The organism is Thalassospira sp., assembly GCF_030690045.1.
In the GTDB taxonomy this organism is placed as follows: domain Bacteria; phylum Pseudomonadota; class Alphaproteobacteria; order Rhodospirillales; family Thalassospiraceae; genus Thalassospira.
In genome coordinates this window covers 145284-168850 of the sequence record NZ_JAUYHK010000018.1, presented here as the reverse complement: position 1 = coordinate 168850, position 23567 = coordinate 145284, and the positions used below count along the sequence as shown (strand labels likewise).

Sequence of the window (23567 nt, the reverse complement as noted above, 5' to 3'; positions counted from 1 at the left end):
TGTGTCACCAACCATCTTTTGGGGTCGTTGCCCCTTGTTTGTTGTTTTTACAATAGCAGGTTGGCCGGACATGGTGGCAAGAATCAGGCGGGGATGGGGCAATCGCCTGCCGCGGCCCCGAACCGGCCCCATCCGTCAGACGGTCAGCATTCGACCACATTGACATTGACGGCAAGGCCGCCCTGGCTGGTTTCCTTGTATTTGCTTTGCATATCCGCGCCGGTCTGGCGCATGGTTTCAATCACCTTGTCCAGCGACACGGTATGATGCCCATCGCCGCGCAAGGCCAGACGCGACGCATTGATCGCCTTGACCGCCCCCATGGTGTTGCGTTCGATGCAGGGCACCTGCACCAGCCCGCCAATCGGATCACAGGTCAGGCCCAGATTATGTTCCATCCCGATTTCAGCGGCATTTTCGACCTGTTCGGGGGTTCCGCCCAGAACGGCGCACAATGCCCCCGCCGCCATCGAACAGGCCACACCGACCTCGCCCTGACAGCCGACCTCGGCAGCCGAGATCGAGGCGCGTTTTTTATAGATCGAGCCAATCGCCGCCGCGGTCAGCAAAAATTGCCGGATTTTATCCTGATCGACATTGGCGCAAAACCGTTCGTAATACCGCAACACCGCCGGAATAACCCCCGCCGCCCCGTTGGTCGGTGCCGTCACCACCCGGCCACCGGCGGCATTTTCCTCGTTAACCGCCAGGGCATACAGATTGACCCAGTCAATCACTGTTAACGGGTCTTTCAGGCCGGCTTCGGGTTTTTCGGTCAGTTCCAGATACAGTTTACGCGCCCGGCGTTTGACATTCAGCCCGCCGGGCAGAATGCCGTCATTTTGACAGCCCCGATCCACGCAATCCATCATCGCGGCATGGACATTATCGAGAAATTCGTTGGTTTCCGATGGATCGCGCCATGATTTTTCGTTTTCCATCATCAGGTCGGCAATCGACAAACCATGGTGTTTGCAGATCGCCATCAATTCATCGGCCGATGAAAACGGATAGGGCAAGGTAATGTTGTCGCCGGAATATTCCGCGCCGCGATCATCGCCCGACACGATAAAACCGCCGCCGACCGAAAAATATTCCTGATGATGCAGGGCAACGCCATCGCGGTCAAAGGCCGAAATCCGCATGCCGTTGGGATGGCCCGGCAGGGTTTCGGTATAATGAAACAGCAGATTATGCGCCCGGTTGAAATCAACCGGATGCGCCCCGAACAACTGCAATTTTCCCGTCGCGGTGATTGCCTTCATGATCGGGCCGACCTGATCGGGGTCCACCGACCGGGGCCGTTGCCCCGACAGGCCCAGCAACACCGCCGTATCGGTGGCGTGCCCCTTGCCGGTCAGCGCCAGTGATCCATACAGATCGACAATGATCGTGCCGGTTTTTTCCAAAAGGTCGCGGGCGTCAAGTTCCAGACAAAACCGGTATCCGGCCCGCATCGGGCCGACGGTATGCGAACTCGATGGTCCGATCCCGATGGTGTAAAGATCAACAACGGAAAGATTGACGTCTTTCGACGTCATGGATGAAGTATCGGTCATGGGCCTCCCTCGGCTCTGAGTCACGGCAAAAATGCCGTGGCGTTCACGAACCGGCGTCTGCCCCCTCTGTCCCTTGACCTGAGATTGTGCGCCATGCTGCAATTTGCAACAGGCTTCATCCTTCGGTGGAAGATTTGCGCGGGCAAACCTTCACTCTCCAGAGCCTCATCCCGCCGCGGTCCTTGTGCCTGAGAGTTTTCGGGGCAGATTGCTCCTTCGGCGCCAACAGGGCTTGCGCCTTGCCGGTCTCTCCCACTGCGGTATATCGAGGTATCACCGTTAAGTGCGCCATCGTACCTGTTTGCGGGGAAGCTTGTCAAAGAGCCGCAACGCAGATGCGGAATATTTCGCGGCGGTAGCTGTTCATCACGGCCATTCATGCTAGATTACATCACAAGTTTTGCACCAGAAGGCGGACCCACCGCGCCCGGTGCCTGTGTGATATGAACGCCGCCTTGCCGATACAGGATGATCTTTACCGGTAATTCAGGCTTTTGACCTAGAAGTGGGGTTATGAACGTGACCGAAAAAACGACCGCAAAGCGTCCCCGTCCGGTGGTGCTGTGTATTCTGGATGGCTGGGGCTATCGCGCGGAAAGCAAGGATAATGCCGTGGCACTGGCCAAAACGCCGGTGTGGGACGGGCTGTATGCCAACAACCCCACCGGGTTTCTGACCGCCTGCGGGCTGGATGTTGGCCTGCCCGAAGGTCAGATGGGCAATTCCGAGGTCGGCCATATGAATCTGGGTGCCGGGCGTGTGGTCATGCAGGAATTGCCGAAAATCGATCAGGCGGTCAAAACCGGCGACATCGCGCACACCGCCACCGTGCAAAAACTGATCGCCAGATTGCGCGAAAGCGGCGGCGTCTGTCATATTGCCGGATTGTTGTCGGATGGCGGGGTGCATTCGCATCAGGGCCATATGGCCGCCCTTGCCAAAATCATTGCCGGGGCCGGTGTGCCGGTTAAAATTCACGCCTGGCTGGATGGCCGCGACACGCCACCGCGCAGCGCCAGACATTTCCTGAAACTGTTCCGCGCCGATCTGGGCGATGCCGATGTCGAAATCGTTACCGTGACCGGGCGTTATTATGCCATGGACCGCGACAATCGCTGGGAACGGGTATCGCAGGCGGTGTTCGCCATGACGCAAGGCCAAAACGATGCGCAGGCGCACCGCGCTGCCACCGCCGAAGCCGCGATTGACGCCTCCTATGCCGCCGATACCGGCGATGAATTTGTCCTGCCAACCGTGATTGGCGATTATGACGGCATGAAAGATGGCGACGGAATTTTGTTGACCAATTATCGCGCCGACCGGGCGCGGGAAATTCTGTCCGCCCTGTGTGCGCCGGAATTTGACGGTTTTGATCGGGGTACCCCGGTCAAATTTGCCGTTCAGGCCGGGATGGTCGAATATTCATCCGACCATGCCAAATATATGGATGCCATTTACCCGCCCCAAAAACTGACCCGGATTTTTGGCGAGGTGGTGTCACAGGCCGGGATGACGCAATTGCGCATCGCCGAAACCGAAAAATACCCGCATGTTTCGTTCTTTTTCAATGGCGGCGAAGAACAGGTTTATCCGGGCGAAGACCGCATTCTGGTCCCCTCGCCCAAGGTTGCGACCTATGATTTGCAGCCGGAAATGTCGGCCTATGAAGTGGCCGCCAAACTGGTCGGGGCCATTGAAGATGAACGATATGACGCCATCATCGTCAATTTCGCCAATCCCGACATGGTGGGGCATAGCGGCATTTTGTCAGCCGCAATCAAAGCCGCCGAAGCCGTCGATGAGTGTCTGGGACAGGTCGTGACGGCGGTCAAAAAGGTTGGCGGCGTGATGTTTGTCACCGCCGATCATGGCAATTGCGAAATGATGACCGACCCGGAAACCGGGGAACCCCACACCGCACATACCCTGAACCCGGTTCCGACCATTCTGGTCAATGGACCGGCGGATGTGCATCTTAAAAACGGGCGGCTGGCCGATGTTGCGCCGACCCTGTTGCAGCTTTTGGGCCTGCCGCAACCCTCGGAAATGACTGGCACGCCCCTGATCGAAGGTCTGAAAGGCAATGATGCGCTGCGCGCGGCAAGCTGATCCTTGCAACCGGTTGATCCTGCTGGTCTGTGTCGTGATTTTCACGATGCTGACCGGCGGGATGTCGCCGGTTTTGGCCCAGGGGGCAGGGAAATCGGCGGAAAAAGTCGGCGACAAGCTGGATGTTCTGGAATCGCAGCTTTCAGAACAGAAAAAGCAGGAAGAATTCCTGTCGCGCAAATCGCGTGAATTATGGACCGAAGAACAGGCCCTGCAATCCGAAGCGATTTCGGTGGCCCGCCGTACCCAGCGGCTGGAAAGTGAACTGACCAGCCTTGAAGACCAGTTGATCGACCTTGAAAACCGCGAAAAAGACGCCGCCACCAGCCTTGAAGACAAGGCCGGGCAATATGCCCGCATCCTGATGGCGTTACAGCGTCTTTCGACCACCCCGCCCGAAGCCCTGATCGCCCTGCCGCGCAGCCCGCAGGAAACCCTGCGATCGGCCATTCTTTTGAAAGCGGCCCTGCCCGGCGTTGAACAGCACGCCCGCGATCTGAAGGCCGAATTGGGTGGCATCACCGTTTTGCGCGCCGAAATCATTGCCCGGCGCGGCGAACTGGGCGATGTCACCACCGAATTACAGCAGGAACGCCTTGCCCTTGCCAATCTTTTGGCCGACAAGCGCCGCCTGCGATCCGAAACCGAGGAAGAAGCCCGGCTGGCGGCACGCGCCGTCGATCAACTGGCAAAAGAAGCCAACACTCTGACCGATCTTTTGGAAAGTTTGCAAAGACGCGCCGAAGGCCTGCCTGAACCGCGATCCAAACCCGAAATCGCACTGGCCCGACGCAGCCAACAGACAGAAGATGACACCGGCAGCCAGCAAGTTGCCTTGTCATCCCCGTCGCCATCCCCGTCACCATCCCGACCGGCCGCGACGCCGCCGGAAAAGAGCCAAAAGAATCAGAATGATGACGAAGATGTGTCAGTTGGGGCGTCGATCACGCTTTCACGCGGACATTTGCGCATGCCCGCCGCCGGAAAAATTGTTACCCTGTTTGGACAACGCGCCCAGCGCCCCGACGGGCTGAGTGCCACGCATTCCAAGGGAATCGAGATTTCCACACGCGAAAATGCGCAGGTCGTATCGCCTTTTGATGGCAAGGTTGTGTTCGCCGGACCGTTCCGCGGATATGGCCGCCTCTTGATTATCGAACACGGCGAAGGATACCATAGCCTCGTTGCCGGCTTTGAACGTCTGGACAGTATTGCAGGTCAATACTTGCTGGCGGGCGAACCGGTCGGGATAATGGGCACCAGCAGGCCGAAACTGTATCTTGAAATACGCCAGAACGGCGAAGCGATTAATCCGCTTCCATGGCTGGCCTCACAAAACGGCAAGGTAAGTGGATGAAAACCTCACGATTGGCAATACTCGCACTGGCTACCGGCTTGAGCCTTGGCCTGGCTTCTCCGGGATTTGCGCAATCTTCAAGCAACTCGGCGGAAACCTATCGTCTGCTTAATCTGTTTGGCGATGTCTTTGAACAGGTCAAAGCCAAATATGTTGAAGAAGTGGACGACAAGCAATTGATCGAGGCCGCCATCAACGGCATGCTGACATCGCTTGACCCGCATTCGTCGTACCTCAACATGGATAATTTCCAGGAGATGCAGGTCGATACCCGCGGCGAATTTGGCGGGCTGGGCATCGAAGTGACGATGGAAGAGGGTTTCGTCAAGGTCATCGCCCCGATCTATGACACCCCTGCCGAAAAGGCCGGATTGCAGCCGGGCGATTTCATCACCCATATCGATGGCAAGCCGATCCGGGGCCTTAATCTTTCCGACGCGGTCGATATGATGCGCGGCAAGGTCAATACCGACATCCTGCTGACCATCCAGCGCAAGGGCGAACCGGCCCCGTTTGACGTGACCCTGACCCGGGCGGTGATCAAGATCCAGTCGGTGCGTTCCGAAGCAAAAGACGATGTTGGCTATGTCCGCATCACCAAATTCAACGAACAAACCAATAGCGGCCTGCAACGCGCCATCCGTGAACTGACCACCGAAATCGGCCCGGAAAACCTCAAGGGTTTCGTGATTGATTTGCGCAACAATCCCGGTGGTTTGCTGGATCAGGCAATTGCGGTTTCGGATTCATTCCTTGATAAGGGCGAAATTGTTTCGACCCGCCCGCGTGACAGCGAAAACACCGAACGTTACAACGCCCGTCCCGGCGATCTGGCGGAAAATTACCCGGTGGTGGTGCTGATCAATGACGGGTCGGCATCGGCATCGGAAATTGTCGCGGGCGCCCTTCAGGATCATCGCCGGGCGGTGATCATGGGCACACGCAGTTTTGGCAAGGGATCGGTGCAAACCATCCTGCCGATGCCCGGCAATGTCGCCTTGCGCCTGACAACGGCGCGGTATTATACCCCGTCGGGCACATCGATTCAGGAAGTCGGCATTGTGCCGGACATCATCGTACCGCAGGCAAAACTTGAAACCATCGAAGCCCTGCAACGCCTGTCCGAAGCCGATCTGAGCGGTGCGCTGCGCAATGAAAACGGCACAACGGATGATGCCGCGACCCAGGCCAATGAAAAACGGGACGCCGCCCAGTTACTGGCGGAAACGGATTATCAATTGTCGCGTGCCCTTGATATGATTCGCGGCATTTCCCTGTTCAACACACGCCCGAAAGGCTAAAGGCAAGGCCATTATTACGGCAAGAGACTGAAAACCGGTGATCGGCAAACTGATCAAGTCGCTGCGTTTTCGCAGGAACAAAGAAACCTCTCCGTTTGATGACGACATGGATGTGTCGCCATCGGGCGGGGAGGATTTGCCGTTTACCGAACTGCCTTACGACCTTCAATATCAATTACTGCCCAAGCATCCGCCATCGCGCCGCTGGAACCTGTCCAAGGCGCTGTTGGTTGTTTTGCTGTTTTTGCCTTTTCTGGTTTTGTCGTTTGGCGCGATACCGGTCATTGATCCGGAAACCGGATGGCGTCTGTTTCATGCCGGATCGCCGCGCAGTACTGTTGCGATCCCCGGCACCGAACGCGAATTGCAAGATGAAATCGCCCAAGGCGTTCTGGATATGGAGGCCCGCGCCCGCGCGGCACAGGAACGCATCGACGACGCCACCGCCAGCGGCGAAGCCCCGTCCGAGGCCGATCTTGCCGCCGTCGCCGACCTGATGGGCGCACCGCCCCCCGAGGATACCGGCGAGGACGGAGCGGGCGAAACGACCGAAGGTGAAGTTTTCACCCCCGAACAACTCGCCGCGATGGCCGATGAAGGGGGACTTGACGAACCGATCACCCCCGACCCCTTACGCCCGGCCCCGTTCCCCGGACTGGACACCGCGGGCAGTTTCGGGCGCATTCCGAAAATTGGCGATGATGGCACCACCCCGGCCCGTGCCTATGCCCGCCCGTTTGAACTGGTGGAAAACCAGCCCTATGTTGCGGTCATCGTGACCGGGTTGGGCATGAACCGCGAACGCACCGATACCGCCATTCGCGAATTGCCGTTGAACATTTCGCTGGGCCTGTCGCCCTATGGGCCCGATCTGCCGCAAACGGCGGCGGCGGCCCGCGAAATGGGCCATGAAGTCTTTTTGCAAATGCCGATGGAACCCGATGATTTTCCATTGTCCGATCCCGGTCCGCGTGCCCTGATGACCGGCCTGTCCGAAGGTGAAAATCTGGTGCGGCTGGAATGGCTGTTATCGCGGTTTCCCGGTTATGTCGGGGTGATCAGCCATCTGGGATCAAAGTTCAGCAATCTTGACACCGGCATCCGCCCGGTGATCCAGTTTATCAACCAGTCCGGCCTGATGTATGTTGATGGCGGCACCACCGTATCGGTCAGTCTTGCCGCCCAACTGGCCGCCAATGCCGGGGCGCCCAATGCGATCAGCAATATCGTCATCGACGAAGTGCCCAGCCGCCGTTACATTGATGACCGCCTGAATGATCTGGTGGCACAGGCGAAACGCAACGGGGTTGCGGTTGGCATTGCCGGATCCTATCCCGTTACCATACAACGGTTGCGGAACTGGTCGTTGCGGCTGGAACGTCAGGGCGTCAAACTGGCCCCGATTTCAGCCATCAGCAGCCGTCAGGTCGCCGCGCAATCAACGGCAGAAGCCGATGCCGCGCGTGCCGCCGCCCGTGCCGAACAAGAAAGCACCCCTGCGGAAACTGCCGCCGACGAAGATACGATCGAAGGGAACTGATCGATCATGAGCAAACATGCGCCCGACACCCTGGATAAACCCGACAAAAAGAAAAAGTCGGGGAAAAAGAAAAAATCCGGTGCGCGTCACCGGGCAGGTGCGCCGGTCGGCATGACCGATACCCCCGAACAGAATGTGCCGCCGGGTCTTGATCTGCCTTATCGGCCCTGTGTCGGCATTGCGTTGTTCAATGATCGCGGCGAAGTCTGGATCGGGAACCGGTTCGGATTTGAAGGGGCATGGCAATTGCCACAAGGCGGCATTGATGATGGCGAAACGCCCGAACAGGCCGCCTTGCGCGAATTGCACGAGGAAATCGGCACAAATCGCGCCACGATTGTTGCCCATACCCCGGACTGGCTGACCTATGACTTGCCTGATCATTTGATCGGCAAGGCGTTTGGCGGCAAATATCGCGGCCAGAAACAAAAATGGTTTGCCATGCGTTTTGATGGTGAAGACAGCGATATTGTGATTGCCACCAAACATCCGGAATTTGACGCCTGGCGCTGGAACGATTTTTTGACTCTGCCCGATCTGATCGTGCCGTTCAAACGTCCGGTCTATGCCCAGCTGGTCGGAATCTTTAAAAACATCCCGCAAATGATCAAACAGAGCAGTCCGGCTGAATTGGCGATTGATCCAGGCGCATAAATCGGTAAATTGCCGCCATTATCCTGTACCATAAGTTTAGAGGAGTTCCAGAATGGGCCTTGATCGCATTATTTTCGGTGTTCTCACCATCCTTGTTGCCATTGGCGGCCTGTTTTATGCCTCCGGCTCGGTGGACGGGTATTCGTATTTTATTGGTCTGATCGTTTTTATTGCCGCTGTGTTGTTCCTGTTCCATCTGATCAAAAACTTTTATGACGAACAGGAAAAGCAAAACCACTGATCCGCATATCGTACAGGCAGGACATACAGAATGAGCAAGACAAGCTGGGACCCTGCCCGTTACAGCCTTTTCGGGGATGAACGCCGCCGCCCGGCAGTCGATCTGATTGCCCGTCTGCCCAAACCCGGCGATGGTTTTGCCCCCGATCATATTGTCGATCTGGGTTGTGGCCCCGGTGACGTTACCGCCCTTCTGGCCGGGGCCTTTGCCACCGCCGGTCACACCCCGACAATTACCGGCATTGATACATCCCCCGACATGATGGCGATTGCCCGCACCCGCCCCGAATCCATCACATGGCAACAGGACGATATTGCCACATGGCAATCGCCGGTGCCGCTGGACCTGATTTTTTCCAATGCCGCCCTGAACTGGGTGCCCGATCATGCCGCCCTGATCCCGCATCTGACCGGGCAATTGCGCCCCGGCGGCCTGATTGCCATTCAGATTCCCAATAATTTTCTGGCCCCCAGCCATAACATGATCGGCAGTGCGGGCAAGGAATGGCAGGATGCGGTAGCCGAAGCGCAGAAACACAGCCGCATCATGCGTCCGGGCGATTATTTTGAGGCGTTGTCGGTGGATTGCGATGCCATTGATTTGTGGCAAACCCAGTATTGCCACCTGCTGCGCGGCGAAGACCCGGTTTTTGACTGGGTTCATTCCACCACCTTGCGGCCAATTCTGGCCGCCCTGCCCGACGATGCCGCACGCGAGATTTTTTGCGGTCGTTACAAGGCCCTGATGAAACAGGCCTATCCCCCGCGCCCCGATGGTGTCACGCTGTTTCCCTTCAATCGTCTGTTTATGATCGCCCGCAAGCGCTGATCAGGGCTGCCGGGCGACCTTTGCACAAGGATCGCCGATGGTTTGCACGCATTTTATCGATTGTTGCGGCTATGAAATACATATCCGCCAATGGGGCACCCCGGACAAACCCGCCCTTGTGATGTGGCACGGGCTGGCGCGACTCGCCGATGATTTTGATATTATCGCATCCCGTCTGGCCGATGATTATTTCATTCTGTGCCCCGATACCATCGGACGCGGCCTGTCGGGCTGGGCCAAAGACCCGGATTCCGAATATACCCTGCCCTTTTACGGGCAACAGGCATTGGCGATGCTCGATCATTTTGGCATCAAGCAATGCGACTGGCTGGGCACCTCGATGGGGGGGCTGATTGGCATGGGCATTGGGGCATTGGCCCCCGAACGGATCAGAAGACTGATTTTAAACGATATCGGGCCGGAACTCGATACCGGTGCGGTTGCCCGCATCAAGGCCTATGTCGGCACCCCGCCGCTGTTTGAGACCGTCAAGGCGGCAGAAAACCTGTTGCGGTTTATCTATGCGCCGTTTGGCATCGCCAGTGATGCGCAATGGGCCCATCTTGCGGCGCGATCTGTGCGCCGCGTCACAGACGGCCGGTTTGCTTTCCATTATGATCCGGCGGTGATGACGGTTTTTGCCGCACATATTGATGAATTTGACGGCTGGGACATATTTTCGGCCTTGCAATGCCCGATATTACTGATACATGGGGCGCGATCTGATCTGATCACCCCGGCCATCGTCAGTAAAATGTGCGTGATGAAGCCGGAAATGCAGGTTCTGAGCATCGCCGAATGCGGACATGCTCCCTATCTGAATACAGATGACCAGATCAGTGCCGTGCATGATTTTTTACAAGACCGGCGAAAAATCGCCACAAACCCATAACAAGGTTTTATCCCCTTTGGGATGACAGGACATGGAACACCGCATTCTGCCCGTTCTGAGTTTGATGTTTGCCTTTGCTATCCCCGTGATGGCGAACATCGCCCCGGCATATGCACAGCAAACCGTGCCTGAAACCGGTGTTCCTGCAAAAAAATCATCCCATGCGCTGGTTCAGGGGATTTTACCAATGCCCGGCATGTCTGGCGGCACCCGGCACAATCTGATGGTTTTTGGCCCCGATGAACAGGATCCGTCTGCGGATGACGGCTTGATGTGGCTGGAAATGGGCATGGGTCCGACAACGTCCAACGGCGTTTCGGCCCAATTGGGGCTGGGTTATGCGCCCAGCAGCGATCTTGGCCTGTCCTTTGGCCCGGTTGTTGAATTGAACGGCACCCTTGGGCAAGGCATGGGGGCGGGTTATGCCGATGATTACAGCGTCACCCCGACGCAACGCCAGGGCGGCAGCACCCAACGCCTGCGCCTGACATCTTCCCTGCCATCCGGGCAGGATAATGCCGGACTGGCTGCCAGCCTGTCTTACATGCCCTTGCAGGATATCTGGATTGGCGTGCATGGCCGTGTGACCAGCGATTTCAACGCTGCCCCCGGATCAACCCTTCCGGGGGTTGATGCCATGTTGGGCCTGACGGCCGGTTATCGTCTGGAATTCTGATTTTTCAGCCCCCCTTTTCACTTTTCCGCTGCCCAAAACACAGGAAAGCTTGAAAGCTTCGCTGGCTTTCTGCATTTTGCCTGTTCGGTCGGTTGCGCCCGGCCCTGCCTGCGCTTCTTTGTTTCCACAACACCGGGTTTGCCTTTCATGACCGCCCCGCATTCTTCGACCAACGGCATTCCCGAAGACCCGTTTACCGTCTGCAAGGCGTTGGCCGCGGCCAAAAATGCCAATCTGTACCGGGCGGCAATGCTGCTGAATGAAAACCGGCAGCGGTTTTTTCTGGCGTCTTATGCCTCGATGCGGGTGATTGACGACATTGTCGATGACGGTTTTCTGGAATTGCCCGATGCCGAACGGGCCGAAAACCGCGCCGATACATTGCTGGCAATTGATCGTTGGCAGGCGCAAATTCTGGCCGCCAAGGCCAATATCGATAATCCCCATCCCGATGACGGGCCGCTGGATCATGCGGTGTTTCGTGCCCTGCGCCTGACATTGGGCAGAAGCGACCTTGCCGCCGACCCTTGGGTGCATCTGGCCGATGCCCTGCGCAAGGATGTTGCCGAAGAACCGCTGGATGAATGGGATGATTTCATTCGTTATTGCGATGGGGCCACCGCCGCCCCGGCCTCGATTTTTGTCTATTTGCTGTCGGCGCGGTATGACGATGTCATCGGCTATGTCTCGCCACTGGGCGACTCGCCGCTTTATTACGCCCGCGACATGGCGATTTTCTGTTACATCGTGCATATCCTGCGCGATTTGCCCGACGATATCAAAGGCCCCGATCGCCTTGTGACCATCCCCGGCGAAATTCTGGCCGGGGCCGATATCAGCATTGGCGAAATTCGCAATGCCATCGGCCAGAAACAGTATGACGCCCTGCAATCGCTGGCCGATCTGATGCTGGAAAAGGCGTGGGAGCATTTTGAAACAGGACAGGCCCGCAGTGCGGAATTGCTGGCGTTTCTGGACGCCGATGAAACCGATACCCTGTCGCGTCTGTTCACCGTCTATATCGAACTTGCCAGTCTGATGACCGGCGGTTATGGCGCATTTCTGGCCGAACGTGCCAAAATCATCCGCGAAACCGCCGGTAACAGCCTGCCGGAATAACAAAACCCCGCCACAAGGACGGGGTTTTGGAAATGTCGGATATATGGATAGACGTTGGCGGTTCAGGCCACCCGAAGGGCAGCGACGCCCGGCAGGGGTTTGCCTTCCAGCCATTCCAGAAATGCCCCGCCTGCGGTCGAGACATAGGTAAAATCCGCATCGACTCCGGCGTGGCGCAGGGCCGCAACCGTATCCCCGCCCCCGGCCACCGACAGCAACGCACCGGATTTGGTCAGTTTGGCGGCCTGTCGGGCAACCGATACCGTGGCGGTATCAAAGGGTTTGATCTCAAACGCGCCCAGCGGCCCGTTCCAGACCAGCGTCTTGCAGCTTTCAAGGCGTTTGTTCAGATCGGCAATGGTGGCCGGACCGGCATCCAGAATCATGCCATCGGCGGCAATATGATCCAGACCGGCGGTGTCATAGGCGGCATTTTCCTTGAATTCCTTTGCCACCAGACCATCGACCGGCAGGACGATTTCGCACCCGGCGGCTTTGGCCTTGCCAAAAATCTCGCGGGCGGTATCGAGAAGATCATGTTCGCACAGGGATTTGCCAACATTGACGCCTTTGGCCGCCAGAAACGTATTGGCCATGCCCCCGCCAATCACCAACTGATCAACCCGCGATACCAGATTGCCCAGCAAATCAAGCTTGGTCGAAATCTTGGCCCCGCCGACAATCGCCATTACCGGATGTTTCGGTGCCTCAAGCGCCTTTTCCAGTGCCTCAAGTTCTGCCTGCATCAATCGTCCGGCATAGGCCGGAAGTTGATGCGCCAGACCTTCGGTCGAGGCATGGGCGCGATGCGCGCAGGAAAAGGCGTCATTGACGTAAATATCGCCCAGTTTCGCCAGTTCGGCGACAAAGGCCGGATCGTTTTTTTCTTCGGCGGCGTGATAGCGCAGGTTTTCCAGAATCGCGATATCGCCATCCTTCATCGCCGCAATCACATTTTGGGCGGCATCGCCAATGCAATCATCAGCAAAGGCAACCGGGCGACCCAGATGACGCGCCAGCACGTCGGCGACCGGTTTGAGCGACATTTCCGGCACCCGTTGCCCCTTGGGGCGGCCAAAATGGGTCATGACGATAACTTTGGCCCCGGCATCGGCCAGTTCGATCAGGCCCGGCACCGTGCGGTCAATGCGGGTGGTATCGCCCACCACGCCGTCTTTCATCGGAACATTCAGATCAGCGCGCAGCAACACGCGCTTGCCTGCGACATTGACACCGTCAAGCGTATTGAAATCAGCCATTATGAAACCTGCCTTTGGATTTTACAAAAACCGGGTGGGAGGGATGCCCGGCTGGAATACAGGACGAAAAGCCGGTCAGTGCAGCCCCAGCAACGACGGGTGCAAAAAGCCGGAAAAGCTGGTGGAAACCGGCCCGGTCATCAAAACATGTTCATCGGGCAACCATTCGATGGTCAGTTCGCCACCATCCAGAACAATATCAACCTTGCGCCCGGTCAGGCCGCGACGCGCCGCCGCCACACCCACCGCACAGGCACCGGTGCCACAGGCCCGCGTCACACCCACACCGCGTTCCCAGACCCGCATGCGGATGCGGTCCGGGCTGATGATGTGGCACACCTCGATATTCGCACGTTCGGGAAACATCGCATGATGTTCCAGAACAGGACCCAGTTTTTCGATATCAATCCGTTCTGCATTTTCGACAAAAAACACCGCATGCGGATTGCCGACATTCACCCCGACAGGATCGCGCAAATCACCCAGTGCAACCGGGATATGATTGGTATCGGCAGCCTCGGCCAGGGGAATATCGCGCCAGTCCAGCCGGGCAATGCCCATATCGACCGTCACCCGGCCATCCTCAAGGCCGTTGGCCTCCAGCAGGCCTGCCACGGTCTGGATGGTGACATCGCGGCGTTGCAATTCGGTCATCAGGATATCGGCGATACAGCGGGCGGCATTGCCACAGGCCCCGACCTCGCCGCCATCATTGTTGCGAATCCGCATAAAGGCGTCGGCGTCACGGTCACGCGGCGGTTCGATCACGATCAACTGATCGCATCCCACCCCGGTTTTGCGATCGGCAATGCGGGCCGCACTGGCATTATCAAGATCCAGCATGGCGGGATCGCGTCGTCCGTCAAAGACAACGAAATCATTTCCAAGGCCATGCATTTTGACAAACGGGATATTGTTCATGCCTTGCTTATAATGGCCAAAACACACGGCGTCCAGCGCCATTGACAGTCTCAGGGCCGCGATACCGACGCACAATACCGGGTTTTTTGCGCCACAAATCCGGCATCGGTGAAATAGGATTTCAATTTGCTGTCCGTGTCGGACAGTGCGACATGCACCGCCTTGCAATCATGCAATTCCACCAGCCGCGTCATCGCCCGACGCATCGCACTGAGCGCATAGCCGCGTGCAACAATTTCCACCGCAATCACATTATCGACATGCAAGACCGGCCCGCCGCCAATGTCGCGCCGGATTTCATAGGAAAACAGTCCGTGCACATAACCGCGTTCGTTGCAGACGACGATGATTCCCTGCCGACGCAACCACGGATCCCGAAGGCGTTGCCGCGCATTGGTCTTTTCAATTTCGACATCGCTATAGCTATCGACGAATTTCCGCCAGTCTTCCTGCGTCAGTCCAGATTGCATCATCTGCACCAGCGGATAGGTCATCTCGGCTGTTTTGTCGGTCAGGGGGCGTGCTGAATATGTATCTGGCATAATGTTGGTATCCTGAGTTATGGCGATCAGGATGCCGTAAAGAAAACATGTCGGCGTTGACTTGCATCAACAACAACCAAGACAATAAAAGCGCATAAGATACAGGTGACAAGGCCGTCTGACAGGCGGGGGACGCAGGGTTATGCGGAATTCGTACTGATATTGATGTGGATCAATGGATGTAACGGGGACTGTCCGCATAATAAGGCCAGATTTGATATCCCTGCCTGTTGTACCTGTTTTTTGTCCGGTTAACCCCGGAAGAAACCGGGACAGGCGGGGCTTTTGTTGCAGGCGACACGGGGGATGGCGAATGCCATGCAGGATGTCGCCAGGGCAGACCGGATTGCCAGCCCGCTTTTGGCAATCCACCCGACCATCTTGAACGGGAGTCTAGAATGAGCCAGGGGAGCATGGCACAGTCCGCTTCGTCCAGCGTTGATTACAACATGGACGTCGTACGTTGGGGCGCAATCGCGACCGTCTTTTGGGGCGTCGTCGGTTTTCTGGTGGGCGATGTCATCGCCTGGCAGTTGGCGTTTCCGGTACTGAATTTTGACATCGAGTATCTGAATTTCGGCCGTTTGCGGCCGCTTCATACCTCGGCTGTTGTTTTTGCCTTCGGCGGTAACGCCCTGTTGGCAACATCATTTTACGTCGTACAGCGCACCTGTCGTGCGTCCCTGTTTGGCGGCAAGGCCTTGCCGGCCTTTGTCTTCTGGGGATATCAGCTGTTCATCGTCATGGCCGCCATCGGCTATGTCACCGGCGTGACCCAGGGTCGCGAATATGCCGAACCGGAATGGTTCGTCGATTTGTGGCTGACGCTGGTCTGGGTTTGCTATCTGGCGATTTTTGTCGGCACCCTGCTGAAACGGCAGGAACCCCACATTTACGTCGCCAACTGGTTTTATCTGGCCTTTATCGTCACGATTGCCATGCTGCATCTGGGTAACAACCTTGCGGTGCCGGTATCGTTCTTTGGCGCAAAATCCTACAGCATGTTTTCGGGCGTGCAGGATGCGCTGACGCAATGGTGGTATGGCCATAATGCCGTGGGCTTTTTCCTGACGGCCGGTTTCCTTGGCATGATGTATTATTTCGTGCCGAAACGTGCCAACCGCCCGGTCTATTCCTATCGCCTGTCGATCATCCATTTCTGGGCGCTGATTTTCCTTTATATCTGGGCCGGTCCGCACCATCTGCACTACACGGCCCTTCCCGATTGGGCGCAAACCCTTGGCATGACCTTTTCGATCATGTTGTGGATGCCATCCTGGGGCGGGATGATCAACGGCCTGATGACGCTTTCGGGCGCATGGGACAAACTGCGTACCGATCCGGTTCTGCGTTTCATGGTTGCCGCCATTGGTTTCTATGGCATGTCAACCTTTGAAGGCCCGGTCATGTCGATCAAGGCGGTCAATGGCCTGTCGCACTATACCGACTGGACCGTTGGTCACGTTCATTCCGGCGCACTCGGCTGGGTCGCATTCATTTCCTTTGGGGCGATCTACTTCCTGATCCCGGTTCTGTGGAATCGTGAACGGCTGTATTCGATGCGGCTGGTGGCCTATCACTTCTGGCTCGGCACGATTGGCATCGTTCTTTACATCACCTCGATGTGGGTGTCGGGGATCATGCAGGGTCTGATGTGGCGCGCCTATGACGACCTTGGTTTCCTGCAATATTCGTTCATCGAAACTGTCGAGGCGATGCATCCCTACTACATCATCCGGGCATTTGGCGGGTTCCTGTTCCTGCTCGGCGCCCTGATCATGGTCTGGAACGTCTACAAGACGATCCGGGGTGATGTCCGCCGTTCAGAACCGATTGGCGAGGCCGATGCTATCGCCGCTGCGGCAGCACGGTAAGGAGGGAACGAAAATGCTTCTTAAAAAACACGCCCTTGTTGAAAAGAACGTATTTCTTCTCGTTCTGGGGATTTTCCTGACCGTGATTGTCGGCGGTATCGTTGAAATCGTGCCGTTGTTCACCATGGAACAGACCATCGAGAAGGTGAACGGGGTCCGTCCCTATTCACCGCTCGAACAGGCTGGCCGTAACATCTATCTGCGCGAAGGCTGCTATAACTGCCATTCCCAACAAATTCGTCCGTTCCGCGACGAAGTTGAACGGTATGGTCATTACAGCCTGGCTGCGGAATCGATGTATGACCATCCGTTTCAGTGGGGATCGAAACGTACCGGTCCTGACCTTGCACGGGTCGGGGGCAAATATTCCAATGACTGGCATGTTGCCCATCTGATTGACCCGCGTTCTGTCGTGCCGGAATCGATCATGCCCGGCTATCCGTTTCTGGCCAATCGCGATTTGAAATTTGATGATGCGGCGGCCCACCTTTCGACCCTGCGCGTTGTTGGCGTTCCGTACAGCGACGAACAGATCGAACTGGCGGTTGCCGACCTCCATCTTCAGGCCACCGCGAACGAGGATTACGATGATTTCCTCGCCCGTTATCCGAATGCCGCCACCGGGGACTTTGACGGCAATCCGGACCGCCTGACCGAGATGGATGCTCTTGTTGCCTATCTTCAGGTTCTGGGACGTATGGTGGATTTCACCACCTACAACCCGCAACTGAACCTGCGTTAGGGCAAGGGGAACATCATGGAATTTTTTAGCGCACTCGCTGATTTTCTCCGGCCCTTGTGGGGTCTGTGGCTGATGATTTTCTTTGTTGGCATTCTTGCCTGGGCCTTGTGGCCCAGCAAGAAGCGCAAACAGGAAATGGATGATCACGCCCGGATTCCCTTCAAGGACCAGGACTAGGGAGAACAGAGTTATGTCGACACATGTCGAAAAAGACGCCGTAACGGGCACGGATACCACCGGTCATGAATGGGATGGCATCCGGGAACTGAACACGCCGCTGCCGTCTTGGTGGGTCTATGTGTTCTGGGCCTGTATTGTCTGGTCGGTGGGCTATTGGGTGGTTTATCCATCCTGGCCCAGCGCCACGGATTACCTGAAGGGCACGTTTGGCACCACCAACCGGACCCAGTTGCACGAAACCCTGAACAATGTCGCCGCCGAACGCGCCCCCTATATGGAACGTCTGGCTGCCCTTGATCTTCATGAAGTCGCCAATGATGCCGAATTGCTGAATTTCTCGATGGCCGGGGGCAAAGCGGTTTTCGCCGATAATTGCGCGCCTTGTCATGGCACCGGCGGCGTTGGCAATCCCGGTTATCCGTCCTTGCTGGACGATGACTGGCTTTGGGGCGGGACTCTGGACGATATCTCCCAGACCCTGCATGCCGGGGTTCGCTGGACTGAAAACCCCGATACCCGCTTTAACGAAATGCCGGCTTTTGGCCGTGACGAATTGCTGTCACGCGACGAAATTGGCGACGTTGTGCAATATGTTCTGGCCTTTAGCGGTCGGGAAACCGATGCGACCGCAGCAAGGCGGGGTGCCGAGGTTTTTGAATTTAACTGCGCATCGTGCCACGGCGAAGATGGCAAGGGTATTCAGGAACTGGGCGGGCCCAACCTGACCGACGGCATCTGGCTGTATGGTGGTGATGTCGCAACGATTACGGAAACTGTGACCAATTCCCGCGGGGGCGTCATGCCCGCATGGGAAGGCCGTCTGGACGAAGAAACCATCAAAATGCTGGCGGTTTATGTCCATTCGCTGGGTGGCGGTCAGTAACACAAACCTTTGAAACCCGCCGCGCTGTATTTTCCATGACATCTGTCTGATATTGATATGTGTCATGGAACAGCCCGGCGGGTTTCTTTTACTTTGCATCCGAGATTTGAACCATCCCAATTTCCGGGCGGGCAGACGTGCCGCTCTTTCGGAAAACACGCAGAACCGGATGGCAGCAGGCGGGAGCCCGTTGCGAGAGAACAGACGGACTGCATGGCACGACAGACAGTCAGGTTACGATCATGGCCATTCCCCGCACACAACATTCTGATCCTGCAAATCCGGCAATCAGCAATCTTCAGCCCGCCGCCGAACTGGCCGAAGACGACCGCGACCATCCGTTATTCGAGACTCGTAAAAAGGTTTATCCGAAACGGGTTTCGGGCAAATTCCGGAACCTGAAATGGGTTGCGCTGATTGTTTTGCTGCTGATTTACTGGGTTGTGCCGTGGTTGCGCTGGGATCGCGGGCCAAGTGCGCCCGATCAGGCCGTTTTGATCGATATGGATCTGGGGCGTGCCTATTTCTTCTTTATCGAAATCTGGCCGCAGGAAGTTTATTACATTACCGGCCTGTTGATTTTGGCGGCGGTCGGGCTGTTTCTGGCGACGTCGCTGTTTGGGCGCATCTGGTGTGGTTATGGTTGCCCGCAAACGGTGTGGACCGACCTGTTCATGCTGGTCGAACGGTATATCCAGGGCGACCGCAATGCCCGCATGAAACTCGACAAATCGCCATGGGGTTTTGAAAAAATCTGGAAACTGGGCACCACCCATCTGGCGTGGCTGGTGATTTCGGCGGCGACCGGCGGGGCGTTTGTATTGTATTTCCACGATGCCGCCACGGTGGTCAGGGATGTTTTTACCGGCAATGCCTCGGTCGGGGTTTATTCGACCATCGCCTTTCTGACCGGTTCAACCTATTTGCTGGCCGGGTGGGCGCGTGAACAGGTCTGTACCTATATGTGCCCGTGGCCGCGGTTTCAGTCGGCGATGCTTGATGAAGAATCGATGATCGTGACCTATGAAGGCTGGCGCGGGGAAACACGCGGCCCGATCAAGCGTAAAAATCTGGCCCGCGGTGAAGTCCCGGAAACCGGACATTGCATTGATTGTTATGCCTGTTTCAATGTCTGCCCGACCGGTGTTGATATCCGCGATGGTTTGCAACTGGAATGTATTGGCTGTGGTCTGTGCATCGATGCCTGTAACGAAATGATGGACAAGGTCGGGTTCCCCCGTGATCTGGTACGGTTTGATTCGATTCAAAACACCCGCCTGCGTGAACATGGCCAGGCCACCAGAACACGCATCATCCGCCCGCGCACGATTTTCTATAGTTTCCTTGTCGTGCTGGTGTCGGCTGTCATGGCCTTTGGCCTGTTTAACCGCGAAACCCTTGAAGTCAATGTGCTGCGTGATCGCAATCCGTTGTTTGTCCCGCTGTCCAATGGCGATGTCCGCAATGGCTATACCCTTAAGATATTGAACAAGGAACAGGCCGAAAAAACCTTTATCCTGACGGCCACCGGCGTTGATGTCCGGGATTTTCAGGTGATTGGCCTGACCCCGAACCAGAATGGCGACTTTGAACTGGATGTCGCGCCTGACCGTGTGGGCAGTTTCCGGGTTTTTGTCGCCGCCGATCCGGCTGTGTTGCAAGATGAAGCAACACCGATGGATTTCACCGTGACAGACAAGGTAACCGGTGCCACCAAGACCTATGATACTGTTTTTGCCGGACCTAAAAAGTAACGGTCCTGAAACGTCATCCGGAGAACCCAATATGAGCCCCGCCGCCCCGAACCTGTCTGACAAGCGCAAATCGGATCGTCTGATTCCGTGGTATTTTGTCGGCGGCTTTGCCGTCATGCTGGTTGCCAATATTTCGCTGATCACGTTTTCGATGACCAGCTGGAATGGTCTTGTGACCAAAAAGGCGTTTGAAGAAGGCAATAATTACAATGCCGCCATGTCCGGCGCCCAGCGGCAGGCCGAACTGGGCTGGCGCAGCAAGACCACGGTTTCCGGCATCCTCAATAACAATGCCACCATCACCGTCCTGTTTCGCGACCGCGACAGCAACCCGATCACCGGGGCCAAAATGCAGGCGGTTCTGACCCGTCAGGACCGCGACAATCTGGATCAGACGGTGCCGTTGGTGGAAATTGCGCCGGGTGAATATCGCACCAGTGCGCATTTTGCCGTGTATGGTCGCTGGCAAATGCGCCTGATCGCCCATGCCATGGGCGATGATTACCAGACAGTCGAAGATATTCTGATCACCGAATGAACGCGATCACCGCCTGCCGTCATTGCGGCGATCCGGTCAGCGCCCGGTCACCGGCCAAACCTGATTTCTGTTGTCAGGGATGTGCGGGCGCGTATGAATTGCTGGGCGATATGGGGCTGGATTCCTATTATAACCGGCGCAGTATTGACCCGAAAATCCGCCCGTTAAAACCCGACGACGACGCCACCACCGCCTTTGATTTCAGTGATCTGGTGCGTGTTGATGACAGTGGTATCTGCCAGATCGACATGATGGTTGATGGCATTCATTGTGCGGCCTGTGTCTGGTTGATCGAGGCCTTGCTGGCGCGTCAGCCGGGCGTGGAAAAGGCACGGGTCAATATGACAACCCGCCGCCTGCATCTGGCATGGCGCGGGGCGGCATCGGATATCGACACCCTCATTCATCCGGTTTTGCAGATGGGATACCGGCTGGTGCCGTTTGACCCGGCCGCCCTTGAACAGGCATCCGATCAGCGCAATCGTGAATTGCTGCGCTGTCTGGCGGTTGCCGGTTTTGCCGCCGGTAATGTCATGTTGCTGTCGGTATCGGTGTGGGCCGGGTATTTTCAGGGCATGGGCGGGGCGACCCGCGATCTGTTTCACTGGATTTCCGCCCTGATCGCCCTGCCTGCGGCGGCCTATGCCGGGCGGCCTTTTTTACGGTCGGCGATTGGTGCAATCCGCAATCGCCGGGTCAATATGGATGTGCCGATCACGCTGGGGGTTATTCTGGCCCTTGCCATGAGTCTGGCCGAAACCATGCGCAGTGCGCCGCACGCCTATTTTGATTCCGCCCTGACCTTGCTGTTTTTCCTGTTGATCGGGCGGTATCTGGACAGTCGCGCCCGCGGGCAGGCCCGATCCGCCGCCGAACATCTGCTGTCGCTCAATGCCCGGTCGATCACGGTTCTGGCCCAAGACGGCACCAGAAGCCTGCTGGCCCCGCAAAAGGCACAACCGGGCATGGTGGTTCTGGTCGCAGCGGGCGAACGCATCGGCATTGATGGCGACATCATTGATGGTCAATCGGACATCGATACCAGCATCATCACCGGCGAAAGCATCCCGGCAGTTGCCACCCGCGGCACCCGGGTTTTTGCCGGAACGGTCAATTTGTCGGCCCCGATTCGCATTCGGGTGACAGCCACCGGCGAGGCAACGCTGTTATCGGAAATTGTCCGCCTGATGGAAAATGCCGAACAGGGCCGGGCACGTTATGTTGCGATTGCCGACCGGGTGGCAAAATCCTATGCGCCGGTTGTGCATTTTCTGTCGGCCATCACGTTTCTGGGCTGGTGGCTGTGGGGCGGGATCGGCTGGCAGGATGCCCTGATGAATGCGATTGCCGTTCTGATCATCACCTGCCCCTGTGCATTGGCCCTTGCCGTACCGGTGGTGCAGGTGGTGGCGACCGGCCGCCTGTTGAAATCGGGCATTCTGGTCAAATCGGCGACCGCGCTGGAACGGTTGACGCAAATTGACGGCGTGGTGTTTGACAAAACCGGCACCCTGACCATTGGACGCCCCGAACTGGTTGATCATCCCGATTCCAGATCCCTGCGACTGGCCGCCAGTCTTGCGGCGAACAGCACCCACCCGCTGTCGCGTGCCCTGTGTCTGGCCGCACCCGATGTTGTTCCGGCGGCAGGTGTCACCGAACATCCCGGATTGGGCCTGCGCAAAACCGGGATCGAGGGGGAAACAAAGCTGGGCAATCGTGCCTTTTGCGACATTGCAAAAACAGCCGATGCAAACCAGACCGGGCCGGAATTATGGTTGTTGCCACCCGATGGCAAGGCGGTGCGGTTTGGCTTTCGCGATCAGCCACGCCCGGATGCCACACAAACCGTTGCCCGCCTGAAATCCCGCGATTTGACGGTCACCCTGATTTCCGGCGACCGCCCGGAAACCGTCGCCGATCTGGCCGCAACAGTCGGCATTGCCGACTGGCACGCCGGATTTTCCCCGGCGCAAAAGGCCGATGAAATCACCCGGCGCGCCGATATGGGCAAAAAGGATTTGATGGTCGGGGATGGCATTAATGATGCCCCCGCCCTTGCCGCCGCCCATGTCTCCGTTTCCCCTGCCACCGCCGCCGAGATCAGCCAGATCACCGCCGATATCGTCTTTCAGGGCGACCGGCTGGGCGCGGTGGTCGAGGCGTTTGACACCGCACGCTTTGCCGACCGGCTGGTGCGGCAGAATTTCGGATTGTCCTTTGCTTACAATATAATCACCATCCCGCTGGCTGTCGGTGGTATGGTCACACCGCTGATTGCCGCCATCGCCATGTCAACATCGTCGCTGGTGGTGATTGCCAATGCCCTGCGCCTGAACTGGAAAAAACCGTCATGAGCAATCTGTTGCTGTTGATCCCCGTCGCCCTGTTTCTGGGCCTTTTGGGTCTGGCGGCCTTTTTGTGGTCCTTGAAATCCGGGCAATTTGACGATATGGAAGGGGCGGCTAATCGTATCCTGTTCGATGATGATCTGGATCACCCCGATAAAAAACCGTCCGAAAAAAAATGAGGATGGCCTGATCTGCTTGTCACATCATATCGGGATCGTCTAAAGTAATTCCAGTTTGTGAATGTGCA

The 23567-nt window shown here is 57.1% G+C and carries 22 protein-coding genes and 2 riboswitches; of the genes, 18 read left to right on the top strand and 4 right to left on the bottom strand.

All coding sequences use genetic code 11. From position 1 onward, the window contains the following. Positions 1–143: 143 nt before the first annotated feature. Complete coding sequence (locus tag Q8O73_RS15825) at positions 144–1559, bottom strand: L-serine ammonia-lyase (RefSeq protein WP_305559159.1); 1416 nt, start codon at positions 1557–1559, stop codon at positions 144–146. 64 nt (positions 1560–1623) lie between these two features. Further along, positions 1624–1722: riboswitch (glycine riboswitch) on the bottom strand. Between the two features lie 3 nt (positions 1723–1725). Next, positions 1726–1824: riboswitch (glycine riboswitch) on the bottom strand. Between the two features lie 248 nt (positions 1825–2072). Here Q8O73_RS15825 and gpmI point away from each other — a divergent pair. The 10 genes from gpmI to Q8O73_RS15775 all read left to right on the top strand — a co-directional run bounded on the left by gpmI (position 2073) and on the right by Q8O73_RS15775 (position 12276). Next, positions 2073–3668 carry a 2,3-bisphosphoglycerate-independent phosphoglycerate mutase gene (gene gpmI / locus Q8O73_RS15820; protein ID WP_305559158.1) on the top strand — a complete coding sequence of 532 codons (1596 nt, stop codon included), beginning with the start codon at positions 2073–2075 and terminating at the stop codon, positions 3666–3668. After that, positions 3643–5025, top strand: coding sequence for a murein hydrolase activator EnvC (locus tag Q8O73_RS15815; protein WP_305559157.1), 1383 nt, complete (start codon positions 3643–3645; stop codon positions 5023–5025). Before gpmI ends, Q8O73_RS15815 begins: the two co-directional genes overlap by 26 nt. Then, complete coding sequence (locus Q8O73_RS15810) at positions 5022–6326, top strand: S41 family peptidase (protein WP_305559156.1); 1305 nt, start codon at positions 5022–5024, stop codon at positions 6324–6326. Before Q8O73_RS15815 ends, Q8O73_RS15810 begins: the two co-directional genes overlap by 4 nt. A 37-nt stretch (positions 6327–6363) precedes the next feature. Further along, a complete protein-coding gene (locus Q8O73_RS15805) occupies positions 6364–7866 on the top strand; it encodes a divergent polysaccharide deacetylase family protein (RefSeq protein ID WP_305559155.1) in 1503 nt (500 codons plus the stop codon). Positions 7867–7977: 111 nt separating this feature from the next. After that, positions 7978–8520: an RNA pyrophosphohydrolase gene (locus tag Q8O73_RS15800; protein ID WP_305559177.1), complete on the top strand. Its 543-nt coding sequence runs from the start codon at positions 7978–7980 to the stop codon at positions 8518–8520. A 52-nt stretch (positions 8521–8572) separates the two neighbouring features. Then, the gene (locus tag Q8O73_RS15795; RefSeq protein WP_305559154.1) at positions 8573–8761 is read left to right on the top strand and encodes a hypothetical protein; all 189 of its coding nucleotides are present in this window, start codon (positions 8573–8575) and stop codon (positions 8759–8761) included. Positions 8762–8791: 30 nt separating this feature from the next. Next, a complete protein-coding gene (locus Q8O73_RS15790; protein ID WP_305559153.1) occupies positions 8792–9589 on the top strand; it encodes a methyltransferase domain-containing protein in 798 nt (265 codons plus the stop codon). Positions 9590–9626: 37 nt separating this feature from the next. After that, the gene (locus tag Q8O73_RS15785; RefSeq protein ID WP_305559152.1) at positions 9627–10481 is read left to right on the top strand and encodes an alpha/beta fold hydrolase; all 855 of its coding nucleotides are present in this window, start codon (positions 9627–9629) and stop codon (positions 10479–10481) included. 31 nt (positions 10482–10512) lie between these two features. Continuing rightward, a complete protein-coding gene (locus tag Q8O73_RS15780) occupies positions 10513–11157 on the top strand; it encodes a hypothetical protein (RefSeq protein ID WP_305559151.1) in 645 nt (214 codons plus the stop codon). A 147-nt stretch (positions 11158–11304) separates the two neighbouring features. Next, complete coding sequence (locus Q8O73_RS15775; protein ID WP_305559150.1) at positions 11305–12276, top strand: squalene/phytoene synthase family protein; 972 nt, start codon at positions 11305–11307, stop codon at positions 12274–12276. A 62-nt stretch (positions 12277–12338) separates the two neighbouring features. Here Q8O73_RS15775 and pgk read toward each other — a convergent pair whose 3' ends face one another. The 3 genes from pgk to Q8O73_RS15760 all read right to left on the bottom strand — a co-directional run bounded on the left by pgk (position 12339) and on the right by Q8O73_RS15760 (position 14998). Further along, complete coding sequence (gene pgk, locus Q8O73_RS15770; protein ID WP_305559149.1) at positions 12339–13535, bottom strand: phosphoglycerate kinase; 1197 nt, start codon at positions 13533–13535, stop codon at positions 12339–12341. Between the two features lie 75 nt (positions 13536–13610). Beyond that, positions 13611–14498: a diaminopimelate epimerase gene (gene dapF, locus Q8O73_RS15765; RefSeq protein ID WP_305559148.1), complete on the bottom strand. Its 888-nt coding sequence runs from the start codon at positions 14496–14498 to the stop codon at positions 13611–13613. Between the two features lie 8 nt (positions 14499–14506). Continuing rightward, positions 14507–14998: a hypothetical protein gene (locus Q8O73_RS15760; RefSeq protein WP_305559147.1), complete on the bottom strand. Its 492-nt coding sequence runs from the start codon at positions 14996–14998 to the stop codon at positions 14507–14509. 398 nt (positions 14999–15396) lie between these two features. Here Q8O73_RS15760 and ccoN point away from each other — a divergent pair, with 398 nt between their 5' ends. The 8 genes from ccoN (at position 15397) to ccoS (ending at position 23499) form a co-directional block, all read left to right on the top strand. Beyond that, the gene (gene ccoN, locus Q8O73_RS15755) at positions 15397–16872 is read left to right on the top strand and encodes a cytochrome-c oxidase, cbb3-type subunit I (protein WP_305559146.1); all 1476 of its coding nucleotides are present in this window, start codon (positions 15397–15399) and stop codon (positions 16870–16872) included. Positions 16873–16885: 13 nt separating this feature from the next. Next, a complete protein-coding gene (gene ccoO, locus Q8O73_RS15750) occupies positions 16886–17614 on the top strand; it encodes a cytochrome-c oxidase, cbb3-type subunit II (RefSeq protein ID WP_305559145.1) in 729 nt (242 codons plus the stop codon). 15 nt (positions 17615–17629) lie between these two features. Further along, positions 17630–17791 carry a cbb3-type cytochrome c oxidase subunit 3 gene (locus Q8O73_RS15745; RefSeq protein ID WP_305559144.1) on the top strand — a complete coding sequence of 54 codons (162 nt, stop codon included), beginning with the start codon at positions 17630–17632 and terminating at the stop codon, positions 17789–17791. A 13-nt stretch (positions 17792–17804) separates the two neighbouring features. Next, the gene (ccoP, locus tag Q8O73_RS15740) at positions 17805–18677 is read left to right on the top strand and encodes a cytochrome-c oxidase, cbb3-type subunit III (protein WP_305559143.1); all 873 of its coding nucleotides are present in this window, start codon (positions 17805–17807) and stop codon (positions 18675–18677) included. 242 nt (positions 18678–18919) lie between these two features. Then, entirely contained in the window at positions 18920–20431 is a 1512-nt protein-coding gene (gene ccoG / locus Q8O73_RS15735) for a cytochrome c oxidase accessory protein CcoG (protein WP_305559142.1), read from the top strand. Between the two features lie 31 nt (positions 20432–20462). Next, positions 20463–20969 carry a FixH family protein gene (locus Q8O73_RS15730; protein ID WP_305559141.1) on the top strand — a complete coding sequence of 169 codons (507 nt, stop codon included), beginning with the start codon at positions 20463–20465 and terminating at the stop codon, positions 20967–20969. Beyond that, on the top strand, positions 20966–23326 hold the full coding sequence (locus Q8O73_RS15725) for a heavy metal translocating P-type ATPase metal-binding domain-containing protein (RefSeq protein ID WP_305559140.1): 2361 nt from the start codon (positions 20966–20968) through the stop codon (positions 23324–23326). The genes Q8O73_RS15730 and Q8O73_RS15725 overlap by 4 nt, the downstream gene beginning before the upstream one ends. After that, positions 23323–23499, top strand: a complete 177-nt coding sequence (gene ccoS, locus Q8O73_RS15720; protein ID WP_305559139.1) for a cbb3-type cytochrome oxidase assembly protein CcoS — start codon at positions 23323–23325, stop codon at positions 23497–23499. The genes Q8O73_RS15725 and ccoS overlap by 4 nt, the downstream gene beginning before the upstream one ends. Positions 23500–23567: the final 68 nt, after the last annotated feature.

Excerpts from the sequence above, each read along its gene's own strand:
- Q8O73_RS15725 (WP_305559140.1), top strand. The coding sequence starts at position 20,966 with ATGAACGCGATCACCGCCTGCCGTCATTGCGGCGATCCGGTCAGCGCC.
- ccoS (WP_305559139.1), top strand. The coding sequence starts at position 23,323 with ATGAGCAATCTGTTGCTGTTGATCCCCGTCGCCCTGTTTCTGGGCCTT.
- Q8O73_RS15730 (WP_305559141.1), top strand. The coding sequence starts at position 20,463 with ATGAGCCCCGCCGCCCCGAACCTGTCTGACAAGCGCAAATCGGATCGT.
- Q8O73_RS15825 (WP_305559159.1), bottom strand. The coding sequence starts at position 1,559 with ATGACCGATACTTCATCCATGACGTCGAAAGACGTCAATCTTTCCGTT.
- ccoO (WP_305559145.1), top strand. The coding sequence starts at position 16,886 with ATGCTTCTTAAAAAACACGCCCTTGTTGAAAAGAACGTATTTCTTCTC.
- Q8O73_RS15815 (WP_305559157.1), top strand. The coding sequence starts at position 3,643 with ATGATGCGCTGCGCGCGGCAAGCTGATCCTTGCAACCGGTTGATCCTG.
- Q8O73_RS15790 (WP_305559153.1), top strand. The coding sequence starts at position 8,792 with ATGAGCAAGACAAGCTGGGACCCTGCCCGTTACAGCCTTTTCGGGGAT.
- Q8O73_RS15745 (WP_305559144.1), top strand. The coding sequence starts at position 17,630 with ATGGAATTTTTTAGCGCACTCGCTGATTTTCTCCGGCCCTTGTGGGGT.
- Q8O73_RS15795 (WP_305559154.1), top strand. The coding sequence starts at position 8,573 with ATGGGCCTTGATCGCATTATTTTCGGTGTTCTCACCATCCTTGTTGCC.
- pgk (WP_305559149.1), bottom strand. The coding sequence starts at position 13,535 with ATGGCTGATTTCAATACGCTTGACGGTGTCAATGTCGCAGGCAAGCGC.
- Q8O73_RS15800 (WP_305559177.1), top strand. The coding sequence starts at position 7,978 with ATGACCGATACCCCCGAACAGAATGTGCCGCCGGGTCTTGATCTGCCT.
- Q8O73_RS15810 (WP_305559156.1), top strand. The coding sequence starts at position 5,022 with ATGAAAACCTCACGATTGGCAATACTCGCACTGGCTACCGGCTTGAGC.
- ccoG (WP_305559142.1), top strand. The coding sequence starts at position 18,920 with ATGGCCATTCCCCGCACACAACATTCTGATCCTGCAAATCCGGCAATC.
- ccoN (WP_305559146.1), top strand. The coding sequence starts at position 15,397 with ATGAGCCAGGGGAGCATGGCACAGTCCGCTTCGTCCAGCGTTGATTAC.
- ccoP (WP_305559143.1), top strand. The coding sequence starts at position 17,805 with ATGTCGACACATGTCGAAAAAGACGCCGTAACGGGCACGGATACCACC.
- gpmI (WP_305559158.1), top strand. The coding sequence starts at position 2,073 with ATGAACGTGACCGAAAAAACGACCGCAAAGCGTCCCCGTCCGGTGGTG.
- Q8O73_RS15780 (WP_305559151.1), top strand. The coding sequence starts at position 10,513 with ATGGAACACCGCATTCTGCCCGTTCTGAGTTTGATGTTTGCCTTTGCT.
- dapF (WP_305559148.1), bottom strand. The coding sequence starts at position 14,498 with ATGGCGCTGGACGCCGTGTGTTTTGGCCATTATAAGCAAGGCATGAAC.
- Q8O73_RS15760 (WP_305559147.1), bottom strand. The coding sequence starts at position 14,998 with ATGCCAGATACATATTCAGCACGCCCCCTGACCGACAAAACAGCCGAG.
- Q8O73_RS15775 (WP_305559150.1), top strand. The coding sequence starts at position 11,305 with ATGACCGCCCCGCATTCTTCGACCAACGGCATTCCCGAAGACCCGTTT.
- Q8O73_RS15785 (WP_305559152.1), top strand. The coding sequence starts at position 9,627 with ATGGTTTGCACGCATTTTATCGATTGTTGCGGCTATGAAATACATATC.